Raw genomic sequence first — 25,031 nt, 5'->3', positions numbered from 1 at the left:
GCCAGCTAAATACTAGCAAAAATGCTTCATTATCAAACCCTCGCACGTTTCCCATAGCGCAGGTGAGCCTCTTTTTATCGTCGGCCCATAACGGGTTAATACCTGTTCAAGCGATACGCCGTTTTCTTGCCAGGTTCCTCCATCGGTAAAGATATTCACCAGCAGGGGCTGAAAGCGATCGAGGGCTTTAGCAAACCGCGCATCTGCGGTTTCTGCCTGCTCAAACTCCTGCCACAAATTATTGAGCTCATGGCATTGTGGCTGCGGCAGCAAACCAAACAGCCGCGTTGCGGCCGCTGACTCCTCCTGATAGAGCTCGCCTGAATAAGCGCGATGAATGGGATGATCGCCAACGTCTATTTCGACAACGTCATGCAGCAGGAGCATTTTTATCACCCGAGAGGGATTAACCGTACCGCTGGCGTATTCGCTCAGGATTAAGGCGAACATCGCCAGATGCCAGGAGTGCTCGGCGGAGTTTTCCCTGCGGCTTTTATCAAGCAACGGTGATTGGCGTATCACCGTTTTAAGTTTGTCGATTTCTCGCAGAAACGTTAACTGTGGTTCCAGGGCCGTCATGGCATTTTCCTTCATTCAGAGAATGTATTGTGAGTATGGGCGCTATTTCTACTGCCTGGCCCATAAGCATGGCTCACGGCGAGCGCGTATGTTAAGGGCTCCCGCCCTGGTTCAGGAAGCGGGCGGGTAACAGAGGGGAGCTGCCCGCTGGCCGATGGCAGCCCGGAGCGGCCGCCATCGCAGAGGCCTAACGCTTAGCCAATACCGATAAAGAAACCGGCGATAGTGGCGCTCATCAGATTCGACAGGGTTGCTGCGAGCAGGGCCCGCATGCCCAGGCGGGCGATTTCCGAGGTGCGCTCCGGCGCCACGGCGGAGAATGCGCCCACCACCACGCCGATGGAGCCAAAATTGGCGAATCCACACAGGGCGAACGACACAATGGCGATAGTTTTACTATCCAACAGACCGGGAGCGTGTAGGTAGGGTGAGAAGCTCAGATAGGCAACAAACTCATTCACCACCAGCTTCTGGCCGATCAGGCTGCCTGCCAGCGCAGCGTCGCTCCAGTCAACGCCCATCAGCCACGCCAGCGGCGCCAGCACCACGCCCAGAATAGCCTGCAGGCTTGCATGACCATAGCCAAACCAGCCGCCGACGCCGGCCAGAATCCCATTGATCAGCGCGATGATGCCAACGAACGCCATCACCACCGTTGCCAGCCCGGCGGCGATTTTCAGGCCAATGATGGCGCCGGATGCCGCAGCTTCTATAAAGCTGCGCGCGGGGGTCTCATTGAAAGAGAGATTATCAAAATCGACCTTCGACTCTTCCGTGGCGGGGCTGAGTAAACGAGCAAACAGAATTCCGCCGGGAATAGCCATCAGCGAGGCGGCCAGCAGGAACTCGATCGGCACGCCGAGCCCCGCGTATCCCACCATCGTTGAGCCGGCAATCGACGCCATGCCGCTGCAGATTGCGGTAAAGAGCTCATTGCGGTTGAGACGATGAATAAACGGTTTGACGATCGCCGGAATTTCATTCTGCCCAAGGAATATCGTCGTCACCGCGACAAAAGATTCGATCTTACTAATCTTTAGGGCTTTCTGAAATAATCCGCCTAATATACGAATTAAAAACCCCATGACGCCGATGTAATACAGGATACTCACCAGCGCGGTAATGAATATAATGGCTGGCAAGACGCGAAAGGCAAAAACAAATCCCGCGCCGTCAAACACCTTATCCATTTGCGGTCCGGCGAGGGCGCCAAAGATAAAGGCGCTGCCGGCGTCGCTATAGGATAATACGTGATGAATTCCGTTTGCCGCTTTCTCTGCCAGCCATTTTCCCGGCGGAAGATATAGCATGGCGCCGCCAATAATAATTTGTATTAACAGTGCAGCTCCGGTGGTGCGTAGGCTAATGCTTTTTTTATTGACTGATAGCAGAAATGCAATCGCCAGCAGTACCACCATACCAAGAACGCTTCTCAGTATATCCATAATGATCTCTCTTCATGTCATCTTTGGGATGTTTCATAGCGGTATGGGCGACTGCATTCTGCCCATGGTGGTTTTATTAATGATATTTACGCACGCACTCTTCGACCAGGTCCCAGAACCAGGCGGTATCCAGGGTCATGCCAACTTTGGTATTCGGCACCTGGCCAAGCACTCCCAGCTCGTCGCAGACCGTGCGGCCATAGCATGGCCCGCTGTTGACGTCGATCTCGACGTACATCTCCTGCACCTTGAAGGCGTCGGGGTTGATGAGGTAGGCAACGCAGGTGGCATCGTGCACCGGGCCGCCCAGCAGCCCATAGTTATCGTACTGCGTCTTCAGCGTGAAGTTCATCATGTCGCTGAAGAGCTTACCGGCCGGGCCGCCTGCGTCTTCCATGCGCGCGATAATATCTGGGGTACAAATCGTTTGGTGGGTCAAATCGAGCCCCATCATCACCAGCGGAACGCCAGAGGTAAAGACCACGCGAGCGGCCTCGGGGTCGGCGAAAATATTAAATTCGGCAGAAGGGGTGAAGTTCCCGGTACCATAGGCACCGCCCATCAGCACGATTTCACGTATTTTTGGAATAATCGCCGGCTGCATCCGCATCGCGACCGCGATATTAGTTAACGGCCCCACCGGGACCAGCGTAATATCTCCTGCGCTATCCATTAACGTATCAATAATAAAGTTAACCGCGTGTTTTTTTTCGGCCTCGCGAGTGAGTGGGCCGAATACGGGGCCGTCCAGTCCGGTTTCTCCATGAATGTTATCGGCGACAATCTGCTTACGCATAATCGGCTGCGGCATCCCGGCATGTACCGGAGCGTTAATATCCAGGGTTTGACAAACGTTCAGGCCGTTAATCAAGGTTTTATCGAGAGTTTGATTTCCCGCAACGATGCTGATGCCCAGTAATTCAATTGCCGGATGTTTTGCAGCGAGCATGATCGCTATTGCGTCATCGTGACCCGGGTCGCAGTCCAGAATTATTTTACGCGCTGTCATTTTTATTCCTCATCTTTTATTTTTGGCTCACCTGAATATTATTTATGAAGAAATAAGCAGGTGAAGTAGGGTTGACGTTTTCACCTTATCAGCGGCAAAATATTGCAGGCATGAGAAATCTCATATAGGCAGGCGACAGATGAAAGAAGTGCAGAATGAATCCTTTAAAAATCAATTGATAAAGGAGTCTGGCTATGCCGATAAATTTTCAATGGATGTGATCCGCAACACACATTTACTCCATGCCCAGGCCGGAGACTACATTGTGCGGGAGGGGACTTTACCGACCTTTCTTTTTTATTTGGTGCGCGGACGGACCAAACTTTACGTCACGTTAGCCAATGGCCGAATATCCTTGGTCGATTTCTTTAGCGCCCCCTGTTTTATAGGGGAAATAGAAGTGTTAGATGAGCAGCATCCCTCTCGCGCGGTACAGGCCATTGAAGAGTGCTGGTGTCTGGCATTGCCGGTAAAAACCTTACGCAGCGCGCTGCTCAACGATACGTTGTTTCTGCGCAATGTCTGCCTCGGGCTGGTTGGCAAGAATCACCGCAATATTGTTACGTCGACGCGTAACCAGGCCTACCCGCTGCTCAATCGCCTGGCGGCTTTTATTTTGCTGACCGAGCACGATGCGCACTACAAAGAAAAGCATACTCAGGTCGCGGAGTATCTTGGCGTAACCTATCGCCACCTGCTGTACGTGATTGCGCAGCTGTGCGCTCAGGGAATATTGCTCAAACTCAATACCGGCTATGCGATTAGTAATAAAAAAGCGCTAACGGCACTGGCGCGCGAGATGGACCCCAATACGACAATTGCCGGTAGTGAGTGAGGTTCGCGCCGCGCTTGCCGCCCGAAGGCGGAGCAGCAAAAGGTGCCAGTCCGCGGGACGGGAAGCAGGCCGCCCGCGATAGGCGTGAAACCAAACTGGATAGCCTGACGGGTGGACCTCGCAGGGGGCGGCAGTCGCCTTCCATCAAGTGAAGCCGTTCCACGCAACGCGGCGGCTGATTGTCGGTCAGGATCCGTTCTTCATCTGCTTCTACGCGACCCGAAGAGGCTCGCCGCCCGGCAGCGGTAGAGAATTTATTTTTTTGCACAAAGTCGGCTCTTCTGCTACCCATAAAATGAGGCTGTCATAATTTTGAAATAATAATGAAATATATCCGTCATGCGTTCGTCATAAATAACTGGCAGATTAGCAGTGGGAATTTGTTGCCAGATTACAAGCCGTAAATATATGTCTGGATCAACATGTTAACTTCGTGTATTAATTATGATGAATTTATTGCACGGGAAGCGTGACTATGACCACTGTGGTTTTGAACGTAAAAATTGATGCAGAATTAAAAGATAAGCTGCGTCACTATGCGGAAGTAAATAACGAAAATCTGGGTACTGCGACGGAGAAACTGCTGCTACTCGCTTTTCAAATTGCGGATTCAGCGGACGAGGCGGGGGTTTCGGAAGAGGATATTGACAGCCAGCATACCGAAGAGGAAGCGACCCCATTAACCCCTAAAGAAATCAAAGCATTAAGAAAGATTCTGAAGAAGAGAAAATGAAACAACAACTCTCTACAGCCAGCAGCTACAGCGAAGCCTGCGACATGTTACGTTCAGGGTATGTGAAGCACGTTCGCCTGAACTGGAATATCGGCAGCGATGAGTTCTTTCGCATTGCTTCCGACTGGTGCGAAACCGGGGCAAAAATAAAAAAAGATGACGATGGTTTTATTATCTCGTTAAAAAGTTTTCCCATTCCGCGCCAGCATTAATGAAATGCGGTTGATTTTGTCATTCCGCTGACATATTGCGATGACAAGATGAACTGCAATTTTATAAAAACATCTCATATCCGTCATGGACGATGATTTTTGACGGGCTGAACCCAGCCCGTCGATATTTTATTATATTATTTTCCGCACCCGCGTATTTTCACTCTGCTGTGCAAGACTATGCCACAGCGGCTGTAGCGTGGTGAAGGCGCTGCGTAGCGCCTCATCCTCCAGCGTAAACGGCAGCCGCAGATAGCGATCGAAAGCCCCTGCGAGGCCGAAGCGCGTCCCGGTCCCGATATGAATACCGTGGCTTTCTGCCCGCGCGGAAAGTATCGTCGCCAGCATCCCCGGTAGTTCAACCCAAAAAGAGAGCCCGCCCTCCGGCGGCGTAAAGTGCCAGTGGGGAAAATATTCAGCCATTAATTTACCGCACATATCCCGGCGGGCGGCCAGCATTGCCCGACGCGGCGGCAGCAGCTGTTTTTCATTTTCCAGCAGCCAGCAGCAGGCCAGCTGTTCGAGCAGAGGCGATCCGAGGTCAAGGGAGTCGCGGGCCTGGACGAGCGAGGCGATGGTTCGGGACGACGCGCGGATCCAGCCAATGCGCAGCCCGCCCCAGAAGCTTTTGCCGGCGGAGCCGATGGTGATAACCGGCGCCTCTGGATTGAAGGCCGCCAGCGGCGGAGGCGGCGGGGCGTTGTACCATAAATCAACCATTGTCTCATCGACCACCAGCGTGGTGCGCGTATGGGCCGCAATATCAGCCACCCGCTGGCGGGTGGCGCTATCCATGCAGCGGCCGGTGGGATTGTGAAAGTCCGGCATCAGCCAGGCCAGGCGCGGGGCGGTTTGCGCAATGGTCGCCGCCAGGCCGTCGCAGTCCCAGCCCTGGGGGGGCAGCGCCACGCCAACCGGCCGGCAGGAGGCTCCCTGAATCGCGCTGATCGCCATGGGATAGGTTGGGGCATCGACCACCACGCGATCGCCGGGTCCGGTCATTAAGCGCAGCACCAGCGCCAGGCCGCTAAGCGCGCCGTTAACAATCATCACTTCATCAGCCTGGGTCGCTAAACCGCGCTCGCAGTAGCGGCGGGCTATCGCCTCGCGCAGCGTTGACAGCCCCTGCTGATCGTAGCCGGTGCTGGTCAGATGCTGGGGCATCACGCCCAGCGCATGATGGTAGGCCTGATGGATTTCCGGCCCGGCGCTGAGGGCGGCGGTGGCCAGGTTCACCGACGTGGCGCTGGCGGTCTGTTCCACCGTTCCAGCCTGGCGCAGGGGCAGGGCAATGCGCGAGCCGCTGCCCTGGCGGCTGTAAAGATACCCCTCTTCCCGCAGCTGGCCGAGCGCGCTGGCGATGGTCGTGCGGCTAACGCTCAGCGCCGTCGCCAGCTCGCGTTCGCCGGGCAGACGCGTTTCCAGCGTCAGGCGGCCGTCAAGGATCAGTAGCCTCAGGGCTTCTGCCAGCTGGCGCCAGAGCGGGGTGCGGGAGGCGGACTCCTGCCAGTTTCCCAGCAGGCGCACCAAAGATTGCGTACCAAATCGACGAGCAGCCATAGCGATCCACTTTTGTAAAACTGGCCATTAATTATCAATCCATTTTTGCCGATGATGGAGAGGTCCGCAATCGTCCAGAGGTAAAAAATGTTACGTCGTCTACTGCAGCTCTATATCGGCCTTGTTCTGTACGGCGTGTCGACCGCGCTCTTTGTGCACGCCAATCTCGGAGCCGACCCGTGGGATGTTTTTCATCTCGGTATGGGTAAACAGTTTGGTCTGGATTTTGGCACGGTCATGATCCTGACCGGCGCGGCGGTCCTGCTGCTGTGGATCCCCCTGCGCCAGATGCCCGGGCTGGGCACCATCAGCAATGTGATCGTGCTGGGCCTGGCGGCAAATGCGACCCTGGCCGTTTTGCCACCGCTTGAATCGGTGGTGGCGCGCAGCCTGCTGCTGGTCGGCGCGGTGGTCCTCAACGCCCTGGCAACCGGTATGTACATTGGCGCCGGATTTGGCCCCGGGCCGCGCGACGGTCTGATGACCGGACTCCATGCCCGTACCGGCTGGTCGCTGCGCGGGATCCGCACCGCCATCGAGGTATCGGTACTGCTGATTGGCTGGATGGCCGGCGGCACCTTTGGCGTCGGCACCGTGCTGTATGCGCTGACCATCGGGCCGCTTATTCAGCTCTGTTTGCCCTGGTTCCGCCAGCCCGTCGCTGCGCAGCCCGTTGCCGCCGGCCGCGAAGCCGCATCCTGATTTTATGCTGTCTTCGGCGATGACAACTAAACTTAACGCTGCAGATGCCGCCGGGTTCGCCGGCTGCGCTGTTCACTTCGGAGATAATGCTCATGAAGTACGTTGATGGTTTTGTCGTTGCCGTGCCCGCGGAAAATAAGGAGGCATACCGCGAGATGGCAGCGAAGGCCGCGTCACTGTTCAGAGAGTTTGGCGCGCTGCGCGTTGTGGAGTGCTGGGCGGACGACGTGCCGCAAGGCAAGTACACCGACTTTCGGATGGCGGTAAAAGCCGAGGACGATGAAGAGGTGGTATTCAGCTGGATCGAATACCCGTCGAAAGAGGCGAGGGATAACGCCAACGCAAAACTGATGACGGACCCGCGGATGAAGGCGCTGGGAGAGGGGATGCCCTTTGATGGCCAGCGTATGATCTTTGGCGGCTTTGCGCCGCTTCTCGATGAATAATCTGCCGCAGCGCCATCCCCGCCGGCCCGCCGGTTCCGGGGATGGTGATAGCCATCGACAGCCGGCGGCGTTCACGACCCCTTAAGATTATTTTCCGCCCACAGGATAAATTGCTCTTTTGGCAGCGCTTTGCTGTACAGCCAGCCCTGGGCGTAGATGACGCCGTGATCGCGCAGCCAGTCGCGCTGGCGTTCGGTTTCCACGCCTTCCGCAACCGTCGCCAGGTCGAGCGCTTTTGCCATCTCGATGATGTGCGGCGTCAGCGGCTTATACTCCAGCGTATCAACAAACGATTTATCGATTTTCAGGGTATCGACATCCAGCCGCTGCAGGTAGCTCAGGCTGGAGTAGCCGGTGCCGAAATCATCGATGGAGATGCGGTGCCCCGCCTGACGGTAGCTGGCGATCACCGGCAGCGTGGTTTGCGGGTCAACGAAGCCGCGCTCGGTAATCTCCAGAATGATCTGCTGCGCGGCGATATTCCAGTGCTGAAGCTGTTCCCGCAGAAGCATCGGCAGCTTTGGCGAGCGCAAATCATCTACTGACAGATTAATGGAAATATGGACCTCCGGCCGCCGCTGTAGCCAGGGGCCGAGGTCGGCAAAAATGGTTCGGACGATATCTTCGGTCAAGCGAGTAATCAGCCCGGTTTGCTCGGCGAGCGGGATAAAAATATCCGGCGACAGAAAGCTGCCGTCGGGCTGCTTCCAGCGCGCCAGCGCTTCCGCCCCCGCGATTTTGCCACTCTGCAGCGAAACAATCGGCTGATAGTAAACCTCGATGGCGTTGGAGTTCAGGGCATCCAGCATCCCATAGCGCGGCGAGCGCAGCCGACGCAGCAGCCGCAGAATTAAAAATGAGGCCAGCAGGCTGGTAAACAGGCCGATGGGCACCCACAGCAGCAGCTGATGCCGCCATCGCTCCTGCAGCGGCAGGGTCGAAGACCAGGTCGCAATCCCGAGGCCCAGCTCCGGGATGCGGTGAATGCGGAAAATGGTATTGTCGAGGGTCAGCGTTTTGGCACTTTGATTTTTTATTTTCTCCCAGATAAGCGGATCGATCTTTTCGCTACTGACGATCGCCCGTTCGCGTTTGGTACCAAACAGAACGGTGTGGATCTCATCCGGGCTCAGCTGGACGACGTCGATAAACGATGCGGGATCTATCATCACCATATGGTTATCGCTACCCAGGGCCGTCATCCGGCGCTGCATGCCGAGATCGTTGAGGGTTGTCAGCCAGGCGCGGTAGCCGTCGGAGGTGATGCTATCGGGCTCGGGAAATTTGACGGGCGCGCTGCGGTCTTCAAGCGAAGAGCACTGCGGGACTGAATCATGCAGCCACAGCACTTCCTGCACGTAGCGATGGGTATAGGCAATGCGCCGCATCGCCTGTAAATGCTGCGGGCTACACGAGGCGTAGGGAATAGCCTCCGCTTCCTGCAGCGCCTCTTTCGCCTGATCGGCAACCTGCTGCACCCGCCTTAAAACGCGTTCGGAGTAGTTATCCAGTTCGCTATAAAACTGCGTTTTTGCCTGACTCGTCGCCAGCCAGATACTCAGCCCGGTGGGCAAAATAATGGCGAGAATCAGCACCCCCGTAACCAGACTCACCAGGTGTCGGGTTGTCATGAGAATATCCTTATGTCAGAGGGGGTTCGCTGAGTATACCCGATAGCGTAAAAAGGTTGCGGCGCAGGCGAATTATTATTGGATGTAAAAAATGCCCGAACCGGCAGTACCGCCGGTTCGGGCTAAGATGGACGATCCGCCGCGTTCAAGGCGTTGAGCGCGCGGAGAAAACGAGGGCTGGAATGCCTTTCGCGCTAGCGTTCGGCATCCGGTAACAGCTTAATCGCCGAACGTGACAGCGAGATGTTGCGCATCATGAAGGACTAGTGGGCGTCCGGAGCGGCAATATCGGCGCTGATGCGCAGGTTATTTTCATCAAAGACCATGCAGAAGCTATCGTCGAAGGCGACATCGATTTTCTGCCACGGCCGGAAGTGCACGTCGCCGGGGAGCAGGATTTTGACATTATCGTGACCGTAGCACTGGCCGAACAGATAGGTGTTGTTCCCCAGCCGTTCAACGACTTCGCACTGGAAGCCGACGACCGTCCCGCTGCGCACGTCGGTCGACAGATGCTCAGGGCGGATCCCAAGCGTGACGCTATCGCCAGGCCGTACCGGGGCGGTGGTGACATTCAGCGTCAGGTGATGATCCTGCGCCATCTTCACGCTGAGCTGGCCTGGCTGCCATGCGGTGACCGTTGCGGGCAGGAAGTTCATCTTCGGCGAGCCGATAAACCCGGCAACGAATTTATTGATCGGGTTGTAGTACAGCGACATCGGCGAGCCCATCTGCTCAACCTTGCCGTAGTTCATCACCACGATCTTATCGGCAAGGGTCATGGCCTCAACCTGATCGTGGGTGACATACACCATGGTGGTTTTGAGCTCATGGTGCAGTTTGGCGATATGCAGACGCATCTCGACGCGCAGCTCGGCGTCGAGGTTAGAGAGCGGCTCGTCGAACATGAACACCCGCGGGTTGCGCACGATGGCGCGGCCGATCGCCACGCGCTGGCGCTGGCCGCCGGAGAGCTGTTTGGGCTTGCGGTCCAGCAGATGCGAGAGCTGTAGGGTTTTCGCCACCATTTCAACCTGGCGCCGGATCTCGTCCTTCGGCACTTTATTGACCTTCAGGCCGTAGCCCATGTTTTCTGCGACTGTCATATGCGGATAGAGCGCATAGGACTGGAATACCATCGCCACGCCGCGGTGGGCGGGAACAACGTCATTCATCACCTCATCGCCAATCAGCACCTCACCATCGCTGACCTCTTCAAGACCGGCAATCATCCGCAGCAGGGTTGATTTTCCGCAGCCGGAAGGCCCAACGAAAACCGCAAATTCACCATCTTCGATATCAAGATTAACCTGATGCAGCGTCACGGTACTGCCAAACCGTTTGGTGACATTCCTCAGTCGTATATTGGACATCAACGTTCCCCGGGGTTAGTAGTCGTTATTTGCCGTTGGGACTAGGGTTGCAGCGGGTTTTTGTATTACGTGTAACAACTCGTCTGACCGATGATCAACAGCACTGAAATCATGCTATGACTATAACTTCCAGTATTTTTGCGCCCTACACCGATGTTTCATTTCTGCAATCACGATCACACAACTGGTAGCTTCATATGGTTTTATTCGCCTTCAAAGCGTAGCGTATAACAAATAACGGAAATCGGATTTTAGCGTTATAAATCACCGTAAAGTGCCTGATGTAAACATCGACAAACGTCGAATGGCTTAATAAAAACCAATAAATTGTTATACCTTCACATGAGGTTGATAATGAAAAAGAACACTCTTGCCGCACTTATCCTCACGACGCTGGCTGCCGGACAGCTGGTTAGCCTGCAGGCGCAGGCCGCCGGCCAGCTTAACGTCTGGGAAGACATCAAAAAATCCGACGGCATTAAAGCCGCGGTGAGCGATTTTGAAAAACAGTACGACGTGAAGGTCAGCGTGCAGGAAATGCCCTACGCGCAGCAGCTGGAAAAGCTGCGTCTCGATGGCCCGGCGGGTATTGGCCCTGACGTACTGGTTATCCCCAACGACCAGCTGGGCGGAGCGGTGGTTCAGGGGCTGCTGTCGCCGCTGAAGCTAGAGCAGGCGAAACAAGAGGCGTTTACGCCGGCATCGATCGGCGCTTTCCGCCTCGATAATGTGCTCTACGGCGTGCCGAAAGCCGTAGAAACCCTGGTGCTGATCTATAACAAAGACCTGATCGACAAGCCGCTGGATAGCCTGCAGGCGTGGTATGACTTCTCGAAGGCGCAGCGCGCGCAGAACAAATACGGTCTGCTGGCGAAGTTTGACCAGATTTATTACAGCTGGGGGGCGATTGGCCCGATGGGCGGCTATATCTTTGGCAAAAACGCCAACGGCGGCTTTAACCCGCAGGACGTCGGTTTGAATAAACCGGGCGCCGTCGAGGCGGTAACCTTCCTGAAAAAATTCTACAGCGATAACGTCTTCCCGGCGGGGATCCTCGGCGATAACGGCCTGAACGCGATCGACTCGCTGTTTACCGAGAAAAAAGCGGCGGCAGTGATCAACGGCCCGTGGGCCTTCCAGCCGTACGAAGCGGCGGGGATCAACTACGGTGTCGTACCGCTGCCGACGCTGCCGGACGGTAAGCCGATGAGCTCTTTCCTCGGCGTGAAAGGTTACGTGGTGTCGACCTGGAGCAAAGACAAAGCGCTGGCGCAGCAGTTTATTGAGTTTATCAATCAGCCGCAGTACGCGAAGGCCCGCTACGTCGCCACCGGTGAAATCCCGGCACTGAAGGCGATGATTGACGACCCGTTAATCAAAAATGATGAGAAGGCCAGCGCGGTGGCGGTGCAGTCGGCACGCGCGACGGCGATGCCGGGGATCCCGGAGATGGGCGAGGTTTGGGGGCCGGCTAACGCCGCGCTGGAGCTGAGTCTGACCGGCAAGCAGGCGCCGCAGGCGGCGCTCGATAACGCAGAAAAACAGATCAAAATGCAAATTGAAGCGATGCAGGCCAGCAACCAGTAGTAGTTGCAATGTTCGCCACTCTGCAGGCGACGCGTAGGTTGGCGACGTTGATTCGCGCTGTAACGCAGCGCGAACGATCCAGGGTATCGCTGTAACAGAACGGGCGGGGAACCTCCCGTTTTCAGAAGGAGTCGTGTGTGATTATCAATCCCAGCGAAAATATTGCCGCAGCGCGCGGCGCGGGACGCCATGCGTGGTGCGGCCTGCTGCTGGCTGTGGTGCCGGGTTTTGGCCAGTTTTATCATCGTCAGTGGCTGAAGGGGCTGGTTTTCCTCGTGCTGCTGAGCAGTTTTATGAGCGTTTTTTACGACTTCCTGCATCAGGGGCTGTGGGGACTGTACACCCTCGGTGAAGAGGTGCCGCGAGACAACTCTATTTTCCTGCTGGCGGAGGGGATAATCAGCGTGCTGATCGTCGCTTTCGGCGTGCTGGTTTACTCTCTCTCGCTGCGCGACGCTTGGGTCAACGGCAAAAAGCGCGATGAGGGCGTGGCGCTCAACAGCGTTCGCAAACAGTACCAGATGCTGCTCAAAGACGGCTTCCCGTATCTGATGATTTCCCCCGGCTTTATTCTGCTGGTGTTTGTCGTGATCTTCCCGATTTTGTTCGGTTTCGCGATTGCGTTTACCAACTACAACCTCTACCACACGCCGCCGGCGAAGCTGGTGGACTGGGTGGGATTAAAGAACTTTATTAATATCTTTACCCTCTCTATCTGGCGCTCGACGTTCTTTGACGTTCTGCAGTGGACGGTGGTCTGGACCCTGCTGGCGACCACCCTGCAGTGTACCGTTGGCGTACTGCTGGCGATCCTCGTCAACCAGAAAGATCTGCGCTTCAAGCCGATGATCCGCACCATTTTCATCCTGCCGTGGGCGGTACCGGGTTTCGTCACCATTCTGGTGTTTGCGGGAATGTTTAACGACTCGTTCGGGGTGATTAACAACGCGATCCTCTCCTTCTTTGGCATCAGCCCGAAGGCGTGGCTGACCGACCCGTTCTGGACGAAAACCGCGCTGATTATGATGCAGACCTGGCTGGGCTTCCCGTTCGTATTCGCCATGACCACCGGCGTGCTGCAGGCGATCCCCGACGATCTGTATGAGGCGGCAACGATGGATGGCGCCAGCGCCTGGACCCGTCTGCGGACGATTACGCTGCCGCTGGTGCTGTACTCGATTGCGCCGATCATCATCACCCAGTACACCTTCAATTTTAACAACTTCAACATCATTTACCTGTTCAACAACGGCGGGCCTGCGGTGGCAGGGTCGAACGCTGGCGGGACGGATATTCTGGTGTCGTGGATCTACAAGCTGACGATGTCGTCTTCGCAATATGCCATTGCGGCGACCATTACCATCCTGCTGTCGATTTTTGTCGTCGGCCTGGCGCTGTGGCAGTTCCGCGCCACTAAATCCTTTAAAAATGACGAGATGGCGTAAGGGAAGCAACATGGCTAAATCACCCAGTATTAAACGCGAAAAGTGGATTCGCCTGTCGCTCACCTGGCTGGTTATCGCCGCGGTGTCGGCGATCATCATCTATCCGCTGGTCTGGACGGTTGGGGCGTCGCTGAACGCCGGCAACAGCCTGCTCAGCACCTCGATTATTCCGGAGAATCTCTCCTTCCAGCACTACGCCGATCTGTTCAACGGTAACGTGAACTATCTGACCTGGTACTGGAACTCGATGAAGATCAGCTTCATGACCATGGCGCTGACCCTCATCAGCGTCAGCTTCACCGCCTACGCCTTCTCCCGCTTTCGGTTTAAAGGGCGGCAGAACGGGCTGATGCTGTTTCTGCTGCTGCAGATGATCCCCCAGTTTTCGGCGCTGATTGCTATCTTTGTCCTCTCGCAGCTGCTGGGCCTGATCAACAGCCATCTGGCGCTGGTGCTGATCTACGTTGGCGGCATGATCCCGATGAACACCTGGCTGATGAAGGGCTACCTCGACGCGATCCCCAAAGATCTGGACGAGTCGGCGCGCATGGACGGCGCCAGCAGCCTGCGGATCTTTTTCGAAATTATCATGCCGTTGTCGAAGCCGATTCTGGCGGTGGTCGCGCTGTTTTCGTTCACCGGTCCGCTGGGGGACTTCATTTTATCGAGCACTATCCTGCGCACGCCGGACAAATACACGCTGCCGATCGGCCTGTATAACCTGGTGGCGCAGAAAATGGGCGCCAGCTACACCACCTATGCGGCGGGTGCGGTGCTGATTGCGGTACCGGTAGCGATTCTCTATCTGGCATTACAAAAATACTTTGTTTCCGGCCTGACCTCTGGCAGTACAAAAGGATAACCCCATGAAAAGATTAACGCCCGCGCTGCTTGCTGTTTGTCTGGCATGCAGTTTTTCCGCCAGTTTGCATGCTGCCGATACGCTGCAAACGCGCGCTTTTAACAATATGCCCGCCGACTTTATCAAAGGCGCGGATATTTCCACTCTGCTGGATGCCGAAAAGCACGGGGCAAAGTTTTATAATCACAGCAACCAGCTGCAGGACCCCATCGCGATCCTCAAGGCCGACGGTGTTAACTACGTGCGCCTGCGCCTGTGGGTTGACCCGAAAGATGCGCAGGGCCAGGCCTACGGCGGCGGCGATAACGATCTGGCGGCCACGCTGGCGCTGGCAAAGCGGGCAAAAGCGCAGGGCATGAAGCTGCTGCTCGACTTCCACTACAGCGATTTCTGGACCGACCCGGGCAAGCAGTTCAAGCCGAAAGCCTGGGAAAAGATGGATTATCCGCAGCTGAAAACCGCTATCCACGACTATACCCGCGATACCATCGCCCGCTTTAAGCAGGAGGGCGTGCTGCCGGATATGGTGCAGATTGGCAATGAAATTAACGGCGGTATGCTGTGGCCGGAAGGCAAAAGCTGGGGGCAGGGCGGCGGCGAGTTTGACCGACTGGCTGGCCTGCTGAACGCCGCCATCGATGGTCTGAAGGAGAATCTGAAGGGCGGCGAGCAGGTCAAAATCATGCTCCATCTGGCTGAAGGCACCAAAAACGATACCTTCCGCTGGTGGTTTGACGAAATCAGCAAGCGCAACGTGCCGTACGACATTATTGGCCTGTCGATGTACACCTACTGGAATGGCCCGATTAGCGCGCTGAAGGCCAATATGGACGATATCAGCAGGCGCTATAACAAAGACGTTATCGTGGTGGAGGCCGCTTACGCCTATACCCTGGAGAATTGCGACAATGCCGAAAATAGTTTCCAGGCCAAAGAGGAAAAAGATGGCGGCTATCCGGCAACGGTGCAGGGACAATATAATTACGTTCACGATTTAATGCAGGCTGTTGCCGATGTTCCCGACCATCGCGGAAAGGGCATATTTTATTGGGAGCCCACGTGGATTGCCGTACCGGGAAATACCTGGGCCACGCCGGCGGGAATGAAATATATCCATGATGAGTGGAAGCAGGGAAATGCCCGCGAAAACCAGGCGCTGTTTGATTGCCAGGGAAAAGCATTACCGTCGATGAAAGTCTTTAATTAATATCCCCGAGACGTATTGAGCTTCGCAGGCGCCGGCGGCATTTGGCTACCCCAATATGGGCTTAATTGCCCGTCGGCCGATGCTCAAATTATTCAGGGAATATATGAATGTTAAACTTCAGGATGTTTATTATGAAAAAATTTGCGCCTTTGAGTCCGAAGGTTAATGCGCTATTGCATGGTGCGGACTACAACCCGGAGCAGTGGGAAAACTATCCCGATATTATCGACCAGGATATTGCCATGATGCAGCAGGCAAACTGCAACGTGATGTCGGTGGGTATTTTCAGCTGGGCCAAACTTGAACCTCGGGAAGGCGTATTTGAGTTTGGCTGGCTGGATAGCATTCTGGATAAACTCTATGCCGCCGGCATTCACGTATTTCTTGCCACCCCGAGCGGGGCGCGGCCGGCCTGGATGTCGCAGGCCTATCCGCAGGTGCTGCGCGTGGGGCGCGACCGCGTGCCGGCGCTGCACGGCGGGCGGCACAACCACTGCATGAGCTCGCCGGTATACCGGGAAAAGATCTTCAAAATAAACAGCCTGCTGGCGGAGCGCTATTCACGGCATCCGGCGGTGCTGGGCTGGCATATCTCCAACGAATACGGCGGCGAGTGCCACTGCAATATCTGCCAGGAGCGCTTCCGCGACTGGCTGAAGGCGCGCTATGAGACGCTGGATAATCTCAACCACGCCTGGTGGAGCACATTCTGGAGCCACACCTATAGCGACTGGTCGCAGATTGAATCTCCGTCCCCGCAGGGGGAGGTCTCCATCCACGGCCTCAACCTCGACTGGCATCGCTTTAACACCGCGCAGGTTAGCGATTTTTGTCGCCATGAAGTTGCCCCGCTGAAAGCGGCAAATGCCGACCTGCCGGTGACCACAAACTTTATGGAATATTTCTACGATTACGACTACTGGCAGCTGGCAAAAAACCTCGATTTCATCTCCTGGGATAGCTACCCGATGTGGCATCGCGACAAGGATGAGACGACGCTGGCCTGCTACACCGCGATGTATCACGACATGATGCGTAGCCTGAAGGGCGGTAAGCCGTTTGTGCTGATGGAGTCGACGCCGAGCGCAACCAACTGGCAGCCGACCAGCAAGCTGAAAAAGCCGGGCATGCACATTCTCTCCTCCATGCAGGCGGTGGCCCACGGCGCGGATTCGGTGCAGTACTTCCAGTGGCGCAAGAGTCGGGGTTCGGTGGAGAAATTCCACGGCGCCATTATCGATCACGTCGGGCACCTTGATACCCGCGTCGGCCGGGAAGTGACCCGGCTGGGTGAGATGCTGAGTCAGTTGCCGGAGGTGGTGGGCTGTAGCACCGATGCCAAAGTGGCGATCGTTTTCGATCAGCAAAACCGCTGGGCGTTGGACGATGCCCAGGGGCCGCGCAATATGGGTATGGAGTATGAAAATACCGTTAACGAGCACTACCGCCCGTTCTGGGAGCAGGGCATTGCGGTGGATATCATCGATGCTGATGTCGATTTAAGCCCCTATCGGCTGGTGATTGCGCCGATGCTCTATATGGTTCGCGACGGCTTTGCCGAGCGCGGTGAAGCGTTCGTTGCCGGCGGCGGTCATCTGGTGACCACCTACTGGACCGGGATTGTAAACGAGAGCGATCTTTGCCACCTCGGCGGCTTCCCGGGCCCGCTGCGCAACCTGCTGGGTATTTGGGCGGAGGAGATTGACTGCCTGAATGACGGCGAACGTAATCTGGTTCAGGGGCTGGCGGGCAATGAGAGCGGCCTGCAGGGCCCTTATCAGGTGCGCCACCTCTGTGAGCTGATCCATGCTGAGGGCGCGCAGCCGCTGGCGACCTATCAGGATGATTTCTACGCCGGGCGGCCGGCGGTGACCGTTAACCGCTTTGGCAAAGGCAAGGCCTGGCACGTGGCGTCGCGCAACGATCTGGCCTTCCAGCGCGATTTCTTCTCCTCGATAAGCAAAGAGCTGGCGCTGCCGCGGGCCGTCGATGCTGATTTCCCGCCGGGCGTCGTGGCAACGGCGCGTACCGACGGCGAAACGACCTTTGTGTTCCTGCAAAACTACAGCGCCCAGCAGCATAGCGTGACGCTCCCGCAGGGCTATCGCGACTGCCTCTCCGGCGCCGCAGTTGATGCGCCTCTGAGCCTGAGCGCCTGGGATTGCCGCATCCTCAGTCGCAAAGCGTAATTCCTCTCTGTCCATGCCTGCTCTCGCGAGCAGGCTTTTTTTTATCTGTTATCATCTGGAGCGTATTATGGTGAGTTTAAAATCCTTCCTGCACTATTTCTCCCAGCCCCGCCCGACGGTTCCGCTAAGCGATGTGGAAAAGCAGCAGGTTCAGTCCCTCATTTCCGCCTTTGGCGGTGAGGAGAATATTGTTAACGTTGACGCCTGTATTACCCGCCTGCGGGTCACGGTAAATAATCTGGCGGTCGTTGACTCTCAGGCTTTACAGCAGCAGGGGGCGTTGGGTGTTATTATTCTTGGGCAGCAGGTGCATGCTATTTTTGGTAAGCAGTCGGATGCCCTGCGTCAATTATTAGACGGCCACTTTACCGCCCGTTGTTAAATAAAAAAGGGATAACTCAACGGTGAGTTATCCCTGATATACGCCGCATATTTCACGCCGTAGGTGGGCAGCTGCTGTTGTTAAAAAACGCTTTCATGCCTGCCGCCGTCCCGCGACCCGAATTATTCAGGATATTAAAATAGCAATGGCAATACTCATTACCGGAGGGTAATTAACAACCTTACTGCTGGAGATAAAACGATATTACGCGATATTTATTACCACCAGGCTTCGACCTGGACACCAAAGTTCCACGTGTTGCTGGCAGTCTGATCTTCAAACGGCTTGCCGTGTTCTGAATCATTCAGATAGGAGGCAAAAATACGCAGCTCCGGGCGCGACATAAAGTCAGGACCGTCGGCGAGGCCTAGCGCAATGGTGTACTTCTCACCCGCCTGCTTGTAGTCGGTATTGTTCTTGTAGCTATCTTTCTGGTAGAACCCGCCCACCTCGCCGATCAGTCGTACGTACTCAGTAAACTGATACTGTCCGCGGGCGACGAGAGAAAGCATCCGCGTTTTATTGGTGTAGTCGGTGATGTCGTCGGCGGAACCCCAGGTCAGTACGTGGTTAATGGAGAACTTCTCGGTAATCGGGATCAGGCCGGTATTGATGACACGATAGCCGCTGGCGTCGTTGACGTAGTTCCACATGTCGTACCAGCCGCCGCCCTGGGAGACCATGTTTTGCGCCAGCCCTTTATTGGCGTACTGCAGCACCAGCTTGTTATAACCGCCCAGCATATCCTGGCTTATTTCACCGGTCAGCATGACGCCGTTTTCAGCATCGTAGAGTCCGCCGTAGCTGTCCTGCTTTTTGGTGGTGTTCGGCATGGCATAGTCGATACCGAATTCGGTCCACGAGCCGGACCACGGCTTCCAGCCGGCGTAGCGCAGATCGAGGTAGTTAATATTGACGTTGCTGTCGCCATCGACGCGGTAGTCGACGTCGTTAGCGTCGCCGCGGATCCAGGCGAATGAAATCGCGCCCGGGCCCAGGGTGTAGTTTTCGAGCCCGGCACCGGAGCCGGAAATGTTCCAGTATTTGGTATCAATGATGTGCAGGTCGTGGCGCTGGTAATAGCGTTTACCACCCCATATCACCGCGTTCGGGTCGCCCGGGACCAGGCCTTTAATCTGCAGGTTGAGCTGGCGCAGGCCAAACTGCGCATCGTCGTTAAGCGTGGTTTCGTTATCGTTGGAACCGTCTGACACCATGCTGACCATGCTATCAAGGTAGAAGCTGACGTCGTCCTTTTTATAGACTTCCGAGCCGAGCTCCAGCTCGCCGTAGGTATCGGATTCGTTGCCCAGGCGGCCAATCTTATTCTTTTGCCATTCGGCGAGACTTCCATCACCGGAGACCCCAACCCCGGCGCGCATATAACCATGAAAATCGATACCCGGAACCGTAGCGGTGGCCGCGATTACGGAGGGTGAAATCAGCGCGGCGGTTAACGCAGCAGAAAGAGTGCGCAGCGTAGTGTTCATGTCTATCCTCTTATTGTTTTGTATTACGTTCACATTAACGGTGTCATAAAATGCCTAAACGTAAATTCAGGCAAATGAACGATCGCGATAGTGTGACTAACTGCAAATAAAACCGCGTATTTTGTTACGGTCAGTGAGTCTATTCACAGTTTGATGTATTGTGAGCGTAATACTTTTATTGACAGTTTTTCGCCGGGGAACGTCGCGGGGAGCGTTTTTTCAAATAGCCCCTGTTACAATCCAGGGATAACAACATAAGGAACCGGACCATGAAGTCTAAAAGTGCAACCTTAGAAGATGTCGCTCGCCATGCGGGGGTCTCTTATCAGACGGTGTCCAGGGTACTGAATAAATCTGCCAATGTATCCGAAGCCACGCGTCACAAGGTGGAGAAATCTATTGAGCTGCTGCGTTACGTGCCAAATCGCCTGGCTCAGCAGCTGGTGGGTAAGCAAAGCCGGACCGTGGGTCTGGTGACCATTTCGCTCGCGCTGCACGCGCCTTCGCAGGTGGCGGCGGCGGTGAAACGCTACGCTAACGTTGAAGGGTATCAGGTGCTGATCTCAATGATTGATGAGAGCGTCAACCAAAGCATTCAGGATTCGATCAATGAGCTGAAGTCTCAGCTGGTAGACAAGGTGATTATTAACGTCCCTCTGGATACCGAACAAGCGCAGAAAATCGCCGCTGACAATGACGACATCGTATGTTTGTTTTTAGACGTTGATCCCTACAGCTCAGTGTTTAACGTTTCGTTTAACCCGGCCGATGGTACCCGTGCGAGCGTGAAATATCTCTATGAGATGGGCCACCGCGAAATTGCGCTGCTGGCCGGCCCGGAAAGCTCCGTATCGGCCAGGCTGAGGCTAAAAAGCTGGCTTGAAACGCTGGAGGGCTATGGCCTGCAGCCGGTAACGGTGATCCGCGGCAACTGGGATGCGCAAAGCGGCTACGCCGGAGCTTTACAGATGCTGCGCGAGACGCCGAAATTTAGCGCGGTGCTGGTCGGCAATGACCAGATGGCGCTGGGGGTATTGAGCGCTTTCCATCAGCATCAGGTGCCGATCCCCGGTGAGAAGTCGGTCATTGGCTATGACGATACCTATGAAAGCTCCTTCTTCTATCCGGCGCTAACCACCGTTTCACTGGATCTCGATTTACAGGGGAAAGAGGCCGTGCGCCGCATTCTGGACAGCGGCGATAGCGAAAAGCTGAACACCTCCTCCATCCTTCCGGCGCGGCTGGTGGTACGTCACTCCACTGGGCCCAAAATGGAGCAGGGGAAGAACCTGCAGGCCATTGCCGAGCAGCTGCGCGCGCTTGCCCATCAGTTGAATCCCTGATAGCCAGCGGACGGGCGTCTCAGCCCGCCGCCTAAATCCCTTTGCTGTTCATGGTTGATCTTTGTTGTTTACCGGCGTAACCTTATTGTTATGTTATAACGTATCGAATGAGGTCATCATGAAAGCGAATATTCATCCGCATTACCGCACCGTTGTGTTTCACGACACCAGCGCTAATGAATATTTTAAAGTGGGTTCGACGATAAAAACCGAGCGTGAGATCGATCTGGAAGGGGTGACCTATCCGTACGTGCCGATTGACGTCTCCTCCAAATCGCACCCGTACTATACCGGTAAGCAGAAAACCTTCTCCAGTGAAGGGAGCACCGCCCGTTTCCGTCAGCGTTTCGGCGGCTTTATTGACGCGAAAAGGAGCTAACCATGCAGGTGCTTAATTCGTTACGCAGCGCCAAACAGCGCCATCCGGACTGCCAGATAGTCAAACGCAAAGGGCGTCTGTACGTCATCTGCAAAAGTAACCCCCGCTTTAAGGCCGTGCAGGGGCGGAAAAAAAGGCGCTAGCCTGCCTGAGGGCGAAGGCTCTCCAGGGTACGGATCTGCTGGCCATCGGCGCTGAAATTGTCGCTGGCCAGCCATCTCTGCATAGCGCTATCAATCTGCGGCCACTCGGCATCGATTATCGAAAACCAGTCGGTATCCCGGTTGTGGCCCTTTATCACCAGCGCCTGACGAAAGCGCCCCTCATAGTGAAAACCTAGCCGCAGCGCCGCCCGGCGCGAAGGCTCGTTCAGACTGTTGCATTTCCATTCGTAGCGGCGATAGCCGAGGGTATCAAACGCGTAGCGCATCAGCAGCCAGTGCGCTTCGGTAGCCATTGCCGTTCGGCTAAGCAGCGGCGAAAAATGCACGTTCCCCACCTCGACAACGCCATTATTTGCATCAATTCTCATCAGTGCCAGTGAGCCGACGGGCAGCCGGGTCTGGCGATCGATCACCGCAAAATGAAGCGGGTCTCTAAGTTCGGCTACGCCGGCTACCCATGCGCTAAACTCTTCGACGCTGCTATCGGGCTCACGCAGCAGCCAGGTCCAGCTGCGCGTATCCGGGGCCAGCTGATGGGCGGCGAAGAGCGCCTCAGCGTGCTTCCCGGCCAGCGGCTCCAGATAACAGAGGCGTCCTTGCAGGGTTTGTCGCTGCGGAGCGGGACGCGGCTGCCAGTCGGGCAGGGCATCGCCAACGGGTTGGCCGAAGTGGTTATGCTGACTCATTTTGCTTTCCTTATATGGATGTATGCGCTGAGACTAAGGCCTTACTGGTTCCATAAAAAGTGCCACTGAATTATATTTTGATGGTGCCACGAGGAGCCGGAATGAATATCCCTGACGATGCCTTTTTCACTTTACTGGAACATGCCCTGCGCGACAGGGGCGATGAGACGCTGCAGCGGACGCTGTACCACGCGCTGCGTGGCGCTATTTTGCAGGGGACTCTGGCAGGAGGCAGCCGTCTGCCGGGCTCACGCGCCATCGCCACGCGGCTCAATCTGTCGCGTAATACGGTTAATGCGGCGCTGGAGCAGCTGGCGATGGAAGGGTATTTACTGCGCAGCCGGCAGGGGACGCACGTAGCGGCGCTGAGCTCTGCGCAGGAGAGCAAGGTTACGCTACCGGCGATTGCGCTGCCGGAGCGGCTGCTGGCGCTCCCGGCGGGGGCCCGGCGCGATTCTCCTGCGCTGGCCTTTACTCCCGGTACGCCGGCGATTAACTACTTTCCTCTCTCCATCTGGCGACGTCTGCTCGATCGCGTCCTGCGCGAAGAGGGCAGCACGCTGCTGGGCTACGGCGATGCGGCGGGGGAGCTGGCGCTGCGGGAGGCTATCGTGCGCCACCTGGCGCTGTCGCGCGGTATTCGCTGCGATGCCCGGCAGATTGTTATTACCGAAGGCGCGCTTGAGGGGGTCAATCTGTGTACCCACCTGCTGAGCGTCGCCGGCGATACCGCCTGGGTAGAGGAGCCGGGCTATTTAGGCGCCAAAAGCGTATTTCTGAAGGCCGGACTGCGGGTGAAGGGGCTGGCGGTCGACAGCGAAGGCATGCGTCCGGAGGTGGACGAGGGCGAAACGCCGAGGCTCATTTTCACTTCTCCTTCGCACCAGTATCCATGCGGAGCGGTGATGAGCGCCGGGCGACGTCTGGCGCTGCTGGAGTATGCGCGCCAGCATAATGCCTGGATCGTGGAAGATGACTACGATAGCGAGTTTCGCTACAGCGGTGAGCCGATCCCGGCGATGCTGGGAATGGTAAAAGACGCGCCGGTGGTCTATCTCGGTACGTTCAGCAAAACGCTGTTCCCGGCGCTGCGGATTGGTTTTGTGGTCATGCCACCGGCGCTGGCCGCCGCGGCTCAGGGGGCGGTTAGCGCGCTGCTGCGGGGCGGCCATCGGGCTGAACAGCGGGCGCTGGCGCTCTTCATCGAAGAGGGGCACTATGCCCGTCATCTGGCCGCCATGCGCCGTTTGTACCGTAAGCGTCAGCTACAGCTACGCGACGCCCTGGCCCGCGAGCTGACCCAGCCTTGTGACATTCTCGGCGGTGAGGGCGGGCTGCACCTGACGGTCGCCGTTGAGGGGATTGATGATGTGGCGGTGGTTGAGCAGGCCCGCCAGTTTCAGCAGGCCCCTGCGGCATTAAGCCGCTTCTATCTGGACGCACGGCGCGCGCGAAGCGGGCTGGTGCTGGGATATGGCAATACGTCCGCTTCGCATTTTTCTCCGGCGCTGCGGACGTTAAATCGTCTTATCAGGCAGTACCGACGCGGGTCAGGCTGAAGACATCGTAGAACGACAGCTCGCCTTTGGTATCAATCATTTTTTGCAGCTGCGTTTTCTGTTCGCCCGCTACGCGCGGCGATTGCAGGATCCGCTCGATCAGCTGAGGCGGGACGAAGCGGGTGTTGTACCATTCGCCGTTGTAGCAGACGCGAAAGTCCAGGACGTCGATATCTTCATAGCGATAGCGCGGATAGACGTCAAAGAAAAAGAAGCCGTTCAGCAGGACAAACAGCACCACCAGCAGCCACACGGAATCCACCAGCGTCTCTGAGGTGAACATGACGACGAAGGTCGCAGTAAAGGCGGCGTACATCGCGACGAACAGCCACGGATGATTGCGAATAAAACTGATGCTGAAGCGCGGACGGTTGTCGCGCTTCTCTTTCACATTGAGCTCATCAATGGTATTGGTCAGCAGTTGCTGTATTTCTGTCATTTTGTCCCCGAATTCTACTAAGGCCCAGCCTGAAGGCTATTTTATGTTGCGGGAATCAGATGGAAAAGTAACAGATCAGTTGCGGAAAAGCATAACAGTTACTCTTTTTCAGCTTCCAGCATCCTGATGATTTGCGCGGGATTGCCGCCAACGACCGCATTCGGCGGAACGTCTTTGACGACCACGGCCCCGGAGGCGATGACGGCGTTATCGCCAATCGTCACGCCAGGGTTAATCACGGCGCGGCCGCCAATCCAGACGTTATTCCCGATGATGACCGGTTTGCCGTACTCTCTGCCGCCGTTGCGCTCGACCGCATCAAGAGGATGGGTGGCGGTATAGATATGTACGCCGGGTGCCAACATGCAGTTATCGCCGATCCGTATCGGGCAGACGTCGAGCATGACGCAGTCGAAATTAGCGTAGAAATTACTGCCGAGATAAATATTGTAACCATAGTCACAGCGGAAGGTGGGCTCAATATAGGCATCGCCCGCCTGACCAAATAACGCTGTCAGACAGTTTTTGCGTAGTTCACGTTCTTCCGGTGCCGAATGGTTGTAGCGATGCAGCTCCTGCCTGGCATGCAGGCGATCCGCGCGTAGCGCCGCGTCTCCGGGTTGATACAGCTCTCCGGCGATCATCTTAAGCTTCTCTTCACTCATGGGCTTTCCTCAAATAGCGGGTGAGCCACAGTATAAAAAGAAACCGGTTTCAGATACGCCGTTTGGCTATTTATGCGAATAATATCACAAATATACCCGAAGTGAGGGG

The 25,031-nt window shown here is 56.1% G+C and carries 26 protein-coding genes; 16 read left to right on the top strand and 10 right to left on the bottom strand.

The features are described from left to right. Positions 1 to 12 precede the first annotated feature (12 nt). From GVK32_RS06870 to rihB, 3 genes are all read right to left on the bottom strand, one after another. The gene (locus GVK32_RS06870) at positions 13 to 579 is read right to left on the bottom strand and encodes an HD family hydrolase (RefSeq protein WP_159866559.1); all 567 of its coding nucleotides are present in this window, start codon (positions 577 to 579) and stop codon (positions 13 to 15) included. Between the two features lie 194 nt (positions 580 to 773). Beyond that, on the bottom strand, positions 774 to 2,024 hold the full coding sequence (locus GVK32_RS06865; RefSeq protein WP_123706783.1) for a NupC/NupG family nucleoside CNT transporter: 1,251 nt from the start codon (positions 2,022 to 2,024) through the stop codon (positions 774 to 776). Between the two features lie 76 nt (positions 2,025 to 2,100). Next, the gene (gene rihB, locus GVK32_RS06860; protein WP_159866556.1) at positions 2,101 to 3,033 is read right to left on the bottom strand and encodes a ribosylpyrimidine nucleosidase; all 933 of its coding nucleotides are present in this window, start codon (positions 3,031 to 3,033) and stop codon (positions 2,101 to 2,103) included. A gap of 139 nt (positions 3,034 to 3,172) precedes the next feature. On the opposite strand from rihB, the gene yeiL reads away from it, so the two are divergent. The 3 genes from yeiL (at position 3,173) to GVK32_RS06845 (ending at position 4,813) form a co-directional block, all read left to right on the top strand. Beyond that, complete coding sequence (gene yeiL, locus GVK32_RS06855; RefSeq protein ID WP_076944683.1) at positions 3,173 to 3,868, top strand: transcriptional regulator YeiL; 696 nt, start codon at positions 3,173 to 3,175, stop codon at positions 3,866 to 3,868. 475 nt (positions 3,869 to 4,343) lie between these two features. Beyond that, positions 4,344 to 4,601: a hypothetical protein gene (locus GVK32_RS06850; RefSeq protein ID WP_159866553.1), complete on the top strand. Its 258-nt coding sequence runs from the start codon at positions 4,344 to 4,346 to the stop codon at positions 4,599 to 4,601. Next, positions 4,598 to 4,813, top strand: a complete 216-nt coding sequence (locus GVK32_RS06845; RefSeq protein ID WP_045854236.1) for a hypothetical protein — start codon at positions 4,598 to 4,600, stop codon at positions 4,811 to 4,813. Before GVK32_RS06850 ends, GVK32_RS06845 begins: the two co-directional genes overlap by 4 nt. A 132-nt stretch (positions 4,814 to 4,945) precedes the next feature. Here the strand turns inward: GVK32_RS06845 and GVK32_RS06840 are convergent, their stop codons facing one another. Continuing rightward, on the bottom strand, positions 4,946 to 6,373 hold the full coding sequence (locus GVK32_RS06840; RefSeq protein ID WP_159866550.1) for a PLP-dependent aminotransferase family protein: 1,428 nt from the start codon (positions 6,371 to 6,373) through the stop codon (positions 4,946 to 4,948). Positions 6,374 to 6,460: 87 nt separating this feature from the next. Between GVK32_RS06840 and GVK32_RS06835 the strand changes: the two genes are divergently transcribed. After that, entirely contained in the window at positions 6,461 to 7,075 is a 615-nt protein-coding gene (locus GVK32_RS06835; RefSeq protein WP_132511323.1) for a YitT family protein, read from the top strand. A 92-nt stretch (positions 7,076 to 7,167) separates the two neighbouring features. Further along, positions 7,168 to 7,521, top strand: coding sequence for a DUF1428 domain-containing protein (locus tag GVK32_RS06830; RefSeq protein ID WP_041147535.1), 354 nt, complete (start codon positions 7,168 to 7,170; stop codon positions 7,519 to 7,521). A gap of 71 nt (positions 7,522 to 7,592) precedes the next feature. Here GVK32_RS06830 and GVK32_RS06825 read toward each other — a convergent pair whose 3' ends face one another. Continuing rightward, positions 7,593 to 9,152 carry an EAL domain-containing protein gene (locus GVK32_RS06825; protein WP_159866547.1) on the bottom strand — a complete coding sequence of 520 codons (1,560 nt, stop codon included), beginning with the start codon at positions 9,150 to 9,152 and terminating at the stop codon, positions 7,593 to 7,595. Between the two features lie 263 nt (positions 9,153 to 9,415). Beyond that, positions 9,416 to 10,525, bottom strand: a complete 1,110-nt coding sequence (locus GVK32_RS06820) for an ABC transporter ATP-binding protein (RefSeq protein WP_159866544.1) — start codon at positions 10,523 to 10,525, stop codon at positions 9,416 to 9,418. A 354-nt stretch (positions 10,526 to 10,879) separates the two neighbouring features. On the opposite strand from GVK32_RS06820, the gene GVK32_RS06815 reads away from it, so the two are divergent. From GVK32_RS06815 to GVK32_RS06790, 6 genes are all read left to right on the top strand, one after another. After that, positions 10,880 to 12,112 (top strand): extracellular solute-binding protein, encoded by a 1,233-nt coding sequence (locus GVK32_RS06815; protein WP_041144343.1) that lies wholly within the window; start codon positions 10,880 to 10,882, stop codon positions 12,110 to 12,112. A 137-nt stretch (positions 12,113 to 12,249) separates the two neighbouring features. Further along, positions 12,250 to 13,557 carry a carbohydrate ABC transporter permease gene (locus tag GVK32_RS06810; protein ID WP_159866541.1) on the top strand — a complete coding sequence of 436 codons (1,308 nt, stop codon included), beginning with the start codon at positions 12,250 to 12,252 and terminating at the stop codon, positions 13,555 to 13,557. 10 nt (positions 13,558 to 13,567) lie between these two features. Further along, a complete protein-coding gene (locus tag GVK32_RS06805) occupies positions 13,568 to 14,419 on the top strand; it encodes a sugar ABC transporter permease (protein ID WP_041144345.1) in 852 nt (283 codons plus the stop codon). A 4-nt stretch (positions 14,420 to 14,423) separates the two neighbouring features. Beyond that, positions 14,424 to 15,626 (top strand): arabinogalactan endo-beta-1,4-galactanase, encoded by a 1,203-nt coding sequence (locus GVK32_RS06800; protein WP_159866538.1) that lies wholly within the window; start codon positions 14,424 to 14,426, stop codon positions 15,624 to 15,626. Positions 15,627 to 15,757: 131 nt separating this feature from the next. Beyond that, entirely contained in the window at positions 15,758 to 17,815 is a 2,058-nt protein-coding gene (locus GVK32_RS06795; protein ID WP_159866534.1) for a beta-galactosidase, read from the top strand. 67 nt (positions 17,816 to 17,882) lie between these two features. Then, a complete protein-coding gene (locus tag GVK32_RS06790; RefSeq protein ID WP_159866531.1) occupies positions 17,883 to 18,197 on the top strand; it encodes a glucose PTS transporter subunit EIIB in 315 nt (104 codons plus the stop codon). Positions 18,198 to 18,415: 218 nt separating this feature from the next. On the opposite strand, the gene GVK32_RS06785 is transcribed toward GVK32_RS06790, so the two are convergent. Further along, positions 18,416 to 19,687 (bottom strand): maltoporin, encoded by a 1,272-nt coding sequence (locus tag GVK32_RS06785; protein WP_159866528.1) that lies wholly within the window; start codon positions 19,685 to 19,687, stop codon positions 18,416 to 18,418. A 269-nt stretch (positions 19,688 to 19,956) separates the two neighbouring features. On the opposite strand from GVK32_RS06785, the gene GVK32_RS06780 reads away from it, so the two are divergent. The 3 genes from GVK32_RS06780 (at position 19,957) to ykgO (ending at position 21,552) form a co-directional block, all read left to right on the top strand. Then, positions 19,957 to 21,030: a LacI family DNA-binding transcriptional regulator gene (locus GVK32_RS06780; RefSeq protein WP_076944692.1), complete on the top strand. Its 1,074-nt coding sequence runs from the start codon at positions 19,957 to 19,959 to the stop codon at positions 21,028 to 21,030. A 118-nt stretch (positions 21,031 to 21,148) separates the two neighbouring features. Further along, positions 21,149 to 21,409 carry a type B 50S ribosomal protein L31 gene (locus GVK32_RS06775; RefSeq protein ID WP_159866525.1) on the top strand — a complete coding sequence of 87 codons (261 nt, stop codon included), beginning with the start codon at positions 21,149 to 21,151 and terminating at the stop codon, positions 21,407 to 21,409. Positions 21,410 to 21,411: 2 nt separating this feature from the next. Further along, complete coding sequence (ykgO, locus tag GVK32_RS06770; RefSeq protein ID WP_003859006.1) at positions 21,412 to 21,552, top strand: type B 50S ribosomal protein L36; 141 nt, start codon at positions 21,412 to 21,414, stop codon at positions 21,550 to 21,552. On the opposite strand, the gene GVK32_RS06765 is transcribed toward ykgO, so the two are convergent. Continuing rightward, positions 21,549 to 22,259, bottom strand: a complete 711-nt coding sequence (locus GVK32_RS06765) for a GNAT family N-acetyltransferase (protein WP_159866522.1) — start codon at positions 22,257 to 22,259, stop codon at positions 21,549 to 21,551. The genes ykgO and GVK32_RS06765 overlap by 4 nt on opposite strands. A gap of 101 nt (positions 22,260 to 22,360) precedes the next feature. Between GVK32_RS06765 and GVK32_RS06760 the strand changes: the two genes are divergently transcribed. After that, positions 22,361 to 23,818 (top strand): PLP-dependent aminotransferase family protein, encoded by a 1,458-nt coding sequence (locus GVK32_RS06760; RefSeq protein ID WP_159866519.1) that lies wholly within the window; start codon positions 22,361 to 22,363, stop codon positions 23,816 to 23,818. On the opposite strand, the gene GVK32_RS06755 is transcribed toward GVK32_RS06760, so the two are convergent. Beyond that, on the bottom strand, positions 23,790 to 24,257 hold the full coding sequence (locus GVK32_RS06755; RefSeq protein ID WP_159866516.1) for a YlaC family protein: 468 nt from the start codon (positions 24,255 to 24,257) through the stop codon (positions 23,790 to 23,792). The genes GVK32_RS06760 and GVK32_RS06755 overlap by 29 nt on opposite strands. Between GVK32_RS06755 and GVK32_RS29495 the strand changes: the two genes are divergently transcribed. Then, a complete protein-coding gene (locus GVK32_RS29495) occupies positions 24,247 to 24,384 on the top strand; it encodes a hypothetical protein (RefSeq protein WP_370461147.1) in 138 nt (45 codons plus the stop codon). The genes GVK32_RS06755 and GVK32_RS29495 overlap by 11 nt on opposite strands. On the opposite strand, the gene maa is transcribed toward GVK32_RS29495, so the two are convergent. Beyond that, positions 24,356 to 24,922 carry a maltose O-acetyltransferase gene (gene maa / locus GVK32_RS06750; RefSeq protein WP_159866513.1) on the bottom strand — a complete coding sequence of 189 codons (567 nt, stop codon included), beginning with the start codon at positions 24,920 to 24,922 and terminating at the stop codon, positions 24,356 to 24,358. The genes GVK32_RS29495 and maa overlap by 29 nt on opposite strands. Positions 24,923 to 25,031: the final 109 nt, after the last annotated feature.

Origin of the sequence: Klebsiella sp. 18074 (assembly GCF_902705905.1) — a bacterium.
GTDB classification, from domain to species: Bacteria; Pseudomonadota; Gammaproteobacteria; order Enterobacterales; family Enterobacteriaceae; genus Klebsiella; species Klebsiella terrigena.
The sequence above is the reverse complement of the archived record's forward strand: the minus strand, read 5'-3'. Positions and strand labels throughout refer to the sequence as shown.